Annotated in this window: 1 pseudogene; it reads right to left on the bottom strand. The window is 65.2% G+C overall.

Going from position 1 to position 1,303, the window contains the following annotated elements:
- Positions 1 to 32: 32 nt before the first annotated feature.
- A pseudogene (locus tag FGL98_RS25070) lies at positions 33 to 1,247 on the bottom strand (ISAzo13 family transposase); the annotation flags it as partial.
- Positions 1,248 to 1,303 lie beyond the last annotated feature (56 nt).

Below are 1,303 nucleotides of genomic sequence, written 5' to 3'. Positions count from 1 at the left end.
AGGGGCTGCGATCTAATAATGTGGGTTGGTTACGGCGTGTCGGGTGGTGCCAGCGTGTAGTTCCAGTCGCCGTGGAATTCGTGGCGGGTCAGGGGCAGCGCGTCGATTTCCTTGGTCGTGTACTTCAGCCCGATGGGGTACTGGCCGGTGTCCAGGACGCACCGCACGGTCAGCCCGGTGGTTGTGGTGGTGTTGCTGATCAGATTGACGATGACCTGGTGGGTGCGTAGTGGTCGTCCGCGCCAGCCCAAGGTGATCTGGGAGAACAGTCGGTGCTCGATCTTATTCCACTTGCTGGTGCCCGGCGGTAGATGACACACGGTGACGTGTAGGCCTGTGTCCGCGGCGAACTGGGCCAGCTCGATCTTCCAGGCACGGATCCGGGAGCCGTTGGATCCTCCGGAATCGGCGCAGATCAGCAATCGGTCGGAGCCCGAGTAGCGGTCCCGGCCCACGGCGTCCCACCAGGAGGCGATGGTGGCGACCGCGAACGCGGACGTGTCGTGGTCGGTGCCGACCGTCACCCAGCCGGTGTTCGCGGACACGTCGTAGATGCCGTACGGGATGGCCTTACCCAGCTCGGCGTCGGGAAAGTCGTGCACGTTGACCCGCTCCGGGGTACCCGTCGGTTGGTACTCGCGTCCGCCGTTCTTGAAGTCCCCGACCAGCTCCTTCTTCTTGGTGTCCACCGAGATCACCGGGTCACCCGCGGCGAGGTGCTCGGCAACCTGATTGTTCAGGTAGGTGAACTGGGCGTCCCGGTCGGCGTGCTGAGTGCCTTCGGTGACCTTGGTATTGGCCTGCAGACTGAACCCCATCGCCCGCAGCATCCGTGCGACCGTCCGGTCCGAGATCGGATGACCCATACCCGTCAACGCGCCGGCCAGGTGCCGGGTCGACTTGGTCGTCCAGACCAGCGCGGACATCGGGTCACCCCGAGTCTCCGGCTCCACCAACGCTTTTAACGCTGCGTCCAGGTCCGTGTCGGTCTGCGACAGCTTCTTACGGCCACCACCGGCCGCTCGCACCCGAGCCCGCGGCCCGTCCTGCCCGGTGACCTCTCGAACTCCTCGGGCGATCGTGTCCGGGTGCACCCCGGTCGCTCCCGCGACCGCTTTGATCCCACCCCGGCCAAGCTCGGCCGCCTCAGCCCCCAGCAACAGCCGCCGCTGCCGCTCATCCAGATGCTCACGCAATACCGCATAGCGCCGCTCCACCGACTCCACCGCCTGCGCCATCACTGCCATAGCACGAGCGTAGAGCCCTCAAAGCATAAAACCTAGGTTATTCTGACGCGAATCCT

The sequence above is a fragment of the Leekyejoonella antrihumi genome (assembly GCF_007845645.1).
Lineage (GTDB): Bacteria > Actinomycetota > Actinomycetes > Actinomycetales > Dermatophilaceae > Leekyejoonella > Leekyejoonella antrihumi.
This window is presented reverse-complemented; position numbering and strand designations above follow the sequence as displayed.